This window comes from Streptomyces spongiae, from assembly GCF_009377185.1.
Taxonomy (GTDB): domain Bacteria; phylum Actinomycetota; class Actinomycetes; order Streptomycetales; family Streptomycetaceae; genus Streptomyces; species Streptomyces spongiae.
The window spans coordinates 1-7,540 of sequence record NZ_VJZC01000493.1; the positions used below are offsets into that span (position 1 = coordinate 1).

Here is a 7,540-nt window from a genome sequence, read left to right on the forward strand (position 1 = left end):
GGTAAACGTGTCTCGGTGGAGTTCGACGGCGTCTACATGGACTCGTACGTCTACTGCAACGGCACCGAGGTCGGCCGCCACCCCTACGGCTACACCGGCTTCGCCCTCGACCTCACCGACCTGCTGCACACCGACGGCACCACCCCCAACGTCATCGCGGTCAAGGTCCAGAACCGGCTCCCCAGCAGCCGCTGGTACTCGGGCAGCGGTATCTACCGCACGGCCCGCCTGGTCGTCACCGACCCCGTGCACGTCCAGCGCTGGGGCACATACGTGACGACCGAGGAGCTGACCGACGACCGCGCCCTCCTGCGGGCCCGGACCACCGTCGTCAACGAGTCGGGGGCGGCCGGAGAGGTCACCGTGAGATCCCGGGTCGTGGACCCCGAGGGGCGTACGGTCGCCCGCACGGAGTCGACCGTCACGGCCGCCACGGATCCGGAGACCGCGACCCACGAACTCGCCGTCCCGGACCCCGAGGTGTGGGACATCGACACCCCCAGGCTCTACACCCTGCGGACCGAACTCCGGGTCGACGGCCGCACGGTCGACACGTACGAAACCCCTTTCGGCATCCGCCACTTCACCATCGACGCCGCGGGCGGCCTCACCCTGAACGGCCGTTACCTCAAACTGCAGGGCGTCAACCTCCACCACGACCTCGGCGCCCTCGGCTCGGCCGTCCACACGGACGCAGTCGAGCGGCAACTGGTCATCATGAAGAGCATGGGTGTCAACGCCCTGCGCACCTCCCACAACCCGCCCGCGCCCGAGGTGCTCGCGGCCTGTGAGCGGCTCGGCATCGTCATGATCGTGGAGGCATTCGACTGCTGGCGCAGCAGCAAGACCCGGTACGACTACGGCCGGTTCTTCGACGAGTGGTCCGACCGGGACATCGCGGAGATGGTGCTCGCGAACCGCAACTCGCCCGCCGTCATCATGTGGTCCATCGGCAACGAGATCTCCGAGTTCACCTCCACCGCGGGCCTCACCATCGCCGACCGGCTCATCGCGGGCGTGAAGAAGTACGACGCCACCCGCCCCGTCATCATCGGCTCCCACCGGCACCGCAGTGTGCCCGCCGAGGGCTCCCCGGCCGACCTGATCCTCGCCAAGCTCGACGGTCTGGGCGTCAACTACAACTCGGCCGCCTCGGTCGACGCCCTCCACGCCCGCTACCCGAAGCTGTTCCTGTTCGAGTCGGAGTCCTCGTCGGAGACAGCGACCCGCGGCACCTACCAGGAGCCGGAGCGCCTCAACACCGGCGAGAACTACACTCCGGGCAAGCGCGCCACGTCCTCGTACGACAACAACCTCGCCACGTGGACGTACAGCGGCGAGTACGGACTGAAGAAGGACCGGGACCGCAAGTGGTTCACGGGGGAGTTCCTGTGGTCCGGCATCGACTACATCGGTGAGCCCACGCCGTACGACGTGTTCCCCGTGAAGGCGTCCTTCTTCGGCGCGGTGGACACGGCCGGGTTCCCCAAGGACATGTACTACCTGTTCAGGAGCCAGTGGACGGACGAGCCCATGGTCCATCTGCTGCCCATGACCTGGAACCACGAGGAGGGCGCCACCGTCGAGGTGTGGGCGTACTCCAACGTCGACACCGTCGAGCTGTTCCTCAACGGCAAGTCGCTGGGCACCCGGACGTTCGACAGGAAGAAGACGGTCGACGGCCGCCCGTACCTGGAGACCACCGAGGCCACCGGCGACGACAAGACCGTCACCTCCGGCCCCTATCCGGGCAGTTACACCAGCCCGAACGGCAGCGCGGGCAAGCTCCACCTCACCTGGAAGGTCCCGTACCAGCCCGGCGAGCTGAAGGCGGTGGCGCGCCGCGACGGCCGTAGGGTCGCCACCGACGTCCTGCGCACGGCTGGCCGGCCGCATGCCGTCCGCCTCACCTCCGACCGCAAGTCCGTGGCAGCCGACGGCCGTTCGCTGTGTTTCGTCACCGCCGAGGTGGTCGACGCCCGGGGCGTGGTCGTGCCCGGCGCCGAGCACCTGATCACCTTCGACGTCGACGGCGGCTCCCTCGCTGGCCTCGACAACGGGCGCGAGGAGAGCGCCGAACGCTACCAGGCCACCACGCGGACGGCCTTCCACGGCAAGGCGCTGGCGATCGTACGCTCCGGTGTCGAGGAAGGGCCGTTGAAGGTGACGGCGCGTGCGGACGGGCTGCGCAAGGGCACGGTGACCGTCCGCGTGACCCCGGCACGCTCGAAGGCGACCACACCGCCGGCCGAGTTCGAGGCCGAGCACCCGCCCGCCCCGAACCACCCGTTCGCCGACGCCAGTTACTCGGGCCGCCCCGACACCCCCCCGGCCGCCATGCTCGATGGCGACCCGGCCACCGGCTGGTCCAACGCCTTCAGCAAGGCCGCCACGGCGCTGCTGCCCGCGTTCAACGGAGCCCGCGCCGAGGACTGGGTCTCGGTCGACTGGGGCCGGCCCCGGACGGTCGACCGTGCGGAGGTCTCCTTCACCGTCGGCACCACGCACTCCCTGCCCGCGTCGGTCGAGGTGTCGGTCTGGGACGGCCGGACGTACGTTCCCGTCGAGGGCGTGAAGATCGACTGGGCCGCGGAGTCCGACGCCCCCACGGTGATCACCTTCGCCCCGGTGCGCGGCACCCGGCTGCGGCTCCTCCTGGCGAGCGCCCACCCCGGCGACGCCAAGGGAGCGGTACGGATCAGCCGTCTGGAGGTGCCGACGGCCGGCTGACCGAAGCGGATCGAAGCTGACCGATCGCGATGCCGTCGTGGTCCGGACCGGAAGCCAGTCCTGAGCCAGTCCTGTCCGGACCGTTGACGTGCTGTCATGTCTCGAACAGCATGGCTGCGTCCGCATCTGGGAGCGCTCCCACACTCCTGCGCCACCTCCGTGCGCCCCCACCTCTGTGCGCCCCACCTCGTAGAGGAGCCCAGACGTGAAACGACGCAGAACCACCCTGCTCACCGTGACGGCCCTGCTCGCGGCGGCGCTCACCGCGCTGCCGGCCGGATCCGCCCAGGCCGAGGAGGTCGAGCAGGTCAAGAACGGCACCTTCGACACCACCACCGCACCCTGGTGGGCGACGAGCAACGTCACCGCCGGCCTGTCCGACGGCCGGCTCTGCGCCGACATACCGGGCGGCACCGCCAACCGCTGGGACGCCGCCGTGGGCCAGAACGACATCACCCTCGTGAAGGGGGAGTCGTACCGGTTCGGCTTCACGGCGTCCGGCGCGCCCGAGGGGAACGTCCTACGGGCGATCGTCGGCCTGTCGGTGGCGCCGTACGACACCTACTTCGAGGTCAGCCCCCAGCTCAGCGTCTCGGGCAACGCGTACACGTACACCTTCACCTCGCCCGTCGACACCACCCAGGGCCAGGTCGGCTTCCAACTCGGCGGCGGCGCCGACCCCTTCCGGTTCTGCATGGACGACGTGTCCCTGCTCGGCGGGGTGCCGCCCGAGGTGTACGAGCCCGACACCGGACCGCGGGTGCGCGTCAACCAGGTCGCCTACCTGCCCGCCGGACCGAAGAACGCGACCCTCGTCACCGACGCCACCGAGAAGCTGCCCTGGCAGCTCAAGAACGCCTCCGGTGCCGTGGTCGCCCACGGGCAGACCGTGCCGCGCGGCCTCGACGCCTCCTCCGGCCAGAACGTCCACTCCATCGACTTCGGCGCGTACCGCAAGCGGGCCAAGGACCTCACCCTGGTCGCCGACGGCGAGACGAGCCGCCCGTTCGACATCGACCCGGCCGCCTACGAACAGCTGCGGCTGGACTCGCTGAAGTACTACTACACCCAGCGCAGCGGCCTGGAAATCCGCGAAGACCTGCGCCCCGGCTACGGCCGCCCGGCCGGTCACCTGAACGTCGCGCCCAACCGGGGTGACAAGGACGTGCCCTGCCAGCCCGGTGTCTGCGACTACACGCTCGACGTCACCGGCGGCTGGTACGACGCCGGCGACCACGGCAAGTACGTCGTCAACGGCGGCATCTCCACCTGGGAGCTGCTCTCCACCTACGAGCGCTCCCTGCATACTCGCACCGGCCAGTCCGACAAGCTCGGCGACGGCACGCTCGACCTCCCGGAGAGCGGCAACAAGGTGCCGGACGTGCTGGACGAGGTCCGCTGGGAGCTGGAGTTCCTGCTGAAGATGCAGGTGCCGGACGGGCAGCCGCTCGCGGGCATGGCGCACCACAAGATCCACGACGAGCAGTGGACCGGACTGCCCCTGATGCCGGACGCCGACCCGCAGAAGCGTGAGCTGCACCCTCCGACCACGACGGCGACCCTGAACCTCGCGGCCACCGCCGCACAGGCGGCGCGCCTGTACAAGCCGTACGACCGCGCCTTCGCGGCGAAGACGCTCGCGGCGGCGCGGACGGCCTGGGCGGCGGCCCTCGCGCACCCCGACACCTACCCCGACCCGAACGACGGCATCGGCGGCGGCACCTACGCCGACGACAACGCCACCGACGAGTTCTACTGGGCGGCCGCCGAGCTCTACCTCACCACCGGCGAGAAGGAGTTCGCCGACCACGTCCTGAACTCCCCGGTCCACACCGCCGACATCCTCGGCAGCCTCGGCTTCGACTGGGCCAGGACGGCGGCAGCGGGCCGCCTCGACCTCGCGCTGGTCCCGAGCAAGCTGCCCGGCCGCGACAAGGTGCGCCAGTCCGTGATCAAGGGCGCCGATCGCTACCTGGCCACACTGAAGGCACACCCGTACGGCATGCCGTACGCACCCGACAAGAACCTGTACGACTGGGGCTCCAGCCACCAGGTCCTCAACAACGCGGTGGTCATCGCGAGCGCCTACGACATCTCCGGCGCGTCGAAGTACCGCGACGGGGCCATCCAGAGCATGGACTACGTCTTCGGCCGCAACGCGCTGAACATGTCCTACGTGACGGGCTACGGCGAGGCCAACGCCCACAACCAGCACAGCCGTTGGTACGCCCATCAGCTCGACCCCGACCTCCCGAACCCGCCGCGTGGCACGCTCGCCGGAGGGCCCAACTCGAGCATCCAGGACCCCTACGCACAGAGCAAACTCCAGGGCTGCGTCGGCCAGTTCTGCTACATCGACGACATCCAGTCCTGGTCGACGAACGAACACACGATCAACTGGAACGCGGCGCTGGCACGGATGGCGTCGTTCGTGGCGGACCAGACCTAGGGCCGTATGCGCACGTGCCGTGCGGCGGGCGTGGGACGACAGGCGCCCGCCGCACGGCCATGGCGTCAGGCGGCGTCGTGGAACACCAGCCCCAGGGCGTGGCGGCGGCCCGAGCGCACGGTGCTCACTCCGTGCCGCATCGCTCCGGCCGACCAGCCGCGCCGGGTGCGGACCGGGCGGTCGCGGGTCGTGAAGACCAGACCGTGGCCCTGGCGGAGCACCGTCGACGTGCCCCGCGACTGGGCTCGGGGACGCTGCTCGACCAGCAGGAACTCGCCGCCCGTGTAGTCGGTACCGTGCTCGTCGAGGCCGATCACCACCTGGAGCGGGAAGACCAGCTCGCCGAACACGTCCCGGTGCAGGGCGTTCCAGTCGTCCGCGCCGTAGCGCAGCAGGATCTGCGCCGATCGGTCCTGACCGGCCGCGTGGCACCGGTCCAGCCACTCCTCCAGGGAGTCCGGCCAGGGCGCCGGGCGGCCGAGCCGCTGCGCCCAGTCCCGGGCGACGGGCAGTAGCCGCGGGTAGAGCGCGGCGCGCAACGCGGCGACCGGTGCGGGCAGTTCATGGGTGAAGTAGCGGTACTCGCCGGAGCCGAAGCGGTGCCGCGCCATGTCGACGGTGGACCGGAACAGCTCCGGCCTTCGGTACAGCGCGGCGAGGTCCCGGCACTCGGCGGGGGAGAGGAGCGGGGGCGTGAGCGCGCACCCGTACGCGTCCAGTTCCTCGGCCAGGGCGGGCCAGTCGGCCTCGCCCACGCGGTGGTGTGCTTCGGTGAGAGTGGGAGTCGTACCGGTGGGTGCCATGTCTGCGAGTCTGCCGCGGGCACGGCCCCCGAACCGGCGGGAACCGGACGTCGAGCTCTGGGTCCCGAGCCGTGCCGGTACCGCATGTCATAGGTCTTGACCTGCGTGTATTTACGAGTAAGTACCCGCACGGTACCCTGAGGGGTATGCCAGCTCTGAATGTGGAGTTCAGCGACCGCGAGCTAGAGGACCTGCGGCAGATTGCCAAGGAGCGCGGTACGTCGATGAAGGCGCTCGTGCGCGAGGCGGCCGCGGCCGACATAGTGCGCCACCGGGCGCTGAAGGAGGGCGCCGAGGCCTTCCGCCAGTTCTTCACGGCGCACGCGGACGAGTTCGCCGCCGCGTTCCCCGAGGACGAACCGGCCGCCAAGGGCGAGGGGCGGGCCGTCTGACCGATGGCTCCTCCCATCATCCACATCGACGTGCCCTGGCTGCTCCAGCGCCACGAAGAGGTCCTGCCCGACCAGCCGACGGTCAACGACTTCTCCGCCCTCGTCGCCGCCGTGGCCCGCCACCGCGTCGACCCGCCGCGCCTCGGCGTGGACTCCGACCCGGCCTGGCGCGCCGCGGCACTGCTGCACACGCTGGCCATGCTCAAGCCCCTGCCGGCCGCCAACGCCCGCTTCGCCTGCGCGACCGCCGTGGCGTACATGTTCGTGAGCGGTGTCGGGATGGACCCGCCCTACGGTGCTCTCGTGGACCTCGCGCGCGACCTGATCTCGGGCAAGGTGGACGTGTACGGCGCGGCGGACCGGCTGCGGTCCTGGCAGATCTGAGCGTCCCCTGCCCAGATCCCGGCCGGGGCGTCGGCCCTGTACCGCGTCGTCCGCGTCCCGAATCGTCCGCGTCCCGAGTTCCGTACCGAGGGCGCCGGACACCGTCGCCCCGACCGACTGCTCCCCAACAGTCGAACACCCCGGGGGAGTCGGTGTCCGGCCGGCCCTCGGGGCCGCCGACCCAGGGCGGGAGGATCAGGGTCGGCGGCCCATTCTCGCGCCGGAGAGCCGCCGTCCGGCGCGGGGCCTGAAGAGTGGCCGGGTGCCAGTCGACTACGAATGGCGCGCGCGTCGGGAGCGTGTGTACGCCCTTGGTATGTGTGTCCGGTTCACACGGGGCGCATGGCACTCGAATGCCCGTACGGGCCGGGCGAGTTGCTCCGCGACACGCCCGGGAACTCCATGATCCAAGTCACGCGACGGGGCGGTCACCAGCGCATCGGAGCGCCCTCACCTTTCACGTGTCCAGCAGGCCGCCTTCTGACTTTCCTTCAGTGGGGCTCATGTTGCCCAAGTGCCTTGTTAGCCATGAGTAACTTGTGCAAGGGTGAACTTCCCTGCGTACGGGCATTGGCCAGGTCTGAAACGCCGCTCGGCTTTTCGGTTCGTCGACGGGCTCAAAAGGTCCTCGACCGACGGCCACCGTGTGGCTCCGACAGTCCCCCGGGCCGCTTTCCCGGCGCACTGCCAAAAAGGTCCGCAGCAAGCGGGCGCGCCTTTTCGGCAACCACCTCTGTGTGCCACCTTTGAGCCTCGGAAGGAAACCGCTCTGTGCACACCCC

General features: G+C 70.1%; 5 protein-coding genes. 4 read left to right on the forward strand and 1 reads right to left on the reverse strand.

Features of this window, described 5'->3' with window-relative positions; translation table 11 throughout:
- Positions 1–2,730: glycoside hydrolase family 2 TIM barrel-domain containing protein (locus tag FNH08_RS39305; RefSeq protein WP_152776313.1), on the forward strand; the 2,730-nt coding region annotated here is incomplete at its 5' end.
- 205 nt (positions 2,731–2,935) lie between these two features.
- Positions 2,936–5,179 (forward strand): glycoside hydrolase family 9 protein, encoded by a 2,244-nt coding sequence (locus tag FNH08_RS39310; protein ID WP_322726205.1) that lies wholly within the window; start codon positions 2,936–2,938, stop codon positions 5,177–5,179.
- Positions 5,180–5,244: 65 nt separating this feature from the next.
- Here FNH08_RS39310 and FNH08_RS39315 read toward each other — a convergent pair whose 3' ends face one another.
- Positions 5,245–5,982, reverse strand: a complete 738-nt coding sequence (locus tag FNH08_RS39315; protein ID WP_152776314.1) for a 2OG-Fe(II) oxygenase — start codon at positions 5,980–5,982, stop codon at positions 5,245–5,247.
- 146 nt (positions 5,983–6,128) lie between these two features.
- Between FNH08_RS39315 and FNH08_RS39320 the strand changes: the two genes are divergently transcribed.
- Positions 6,129–6,374 carry a hypothetical protein gene (locus FNH08_RS39320; protein WP_152776315.1) on the forward strand — a complete coding sequence of 82 codons (246 nt, stop codon included), beginning with the start codon at positions 6,129–6,131 and terminating at the stop codon, positions 6,372–6,374.
- 3 nt (positions 6,375–6,377) lie between these two features.
- A complete protein-coding gene (locus tag FNH08_RS39325) occupies positions 6,378–6,758 on the forward strand; it encodes a toxin Doc (RefSeq protein WP_152776316.1) in 381 nt (126 codons plus the stop codon).
- Positions 6,759–7,540 lie beyond the last annotated feature (782 nt).

Bases quoted from the DNA above. Each gene is read 5' to 3' on its own strand.
- FNH08_RS39315 (WP_152776314.1), bottom strand. From the start codon at position 5,982: ATGGCACCCACCGGTACGACTCCCACTCTCACCGAAGCACACCACCGC.
- FNH08_RS39320 (WP_152776315.1), top strand. From the start codon at position 6,129: ATGCCAGCTCTGAATGTGGAGTTCAGCGACCGCGAGCTAGAGGACCTG.
- FNH08_RS39325 (WP_152776316.1), top strand. From the start codon at position 6,378: ATGGCTCCTCCCATCATCCACATCGACGTGCCCTGGCTGCTCCAGCGC.